This window comes from Marinicella rhabdoformis, from assembly GCF_009671245.1.
GTDB lineage: Bacteria > Pseudomonadota > Gammaproteobacteria > Xanthomonadales > Marinicellaceae > Marinicella > Marinicella rhabdoformis.
Window position 1 is genome coordinate 1 of record NZ_VTFS01000023.1, and the last position, 281, is coordinate 281.

Here is a 281-nt window from a genome sequence, read left to right on the forward strand (position 1 = left end):
ACGGCATTGTCCCAACAGTTACCTCTGCGACTCATACTTCTGGTTATCTTGAGTTGATTGCAATACACATCAAACATGTTTGACGTGTATTGTGTGCCTTGATCTGAATGAACAAGTAGGTTGCTTGTTATTGGTTGCTTACGCTTGATGGCATTTTTCAATGCCAAGGTGGCAAGCTGTGCATCTGGTGTTTTTGACAGTGCCCAGCCAACAATTTCTTTGGCTCCTAAATCAAGTACTGCAGCCAAGTAACTCCAGCATTGGTGGTTCCGTATGTAAGT

General features: G+C 43.4%; 1 protein-coding gene. It reads right to left on the minus strand.

The window, feature by feature from the left end:
• Window positions 1–281: DDE-type integrase/transposase/recombinase (locus tag FET73_RS15070; RefSeq protein ID WP_154224792.1), on the minus strand; the 281-nt coding region annotated here is incomplete at both ends.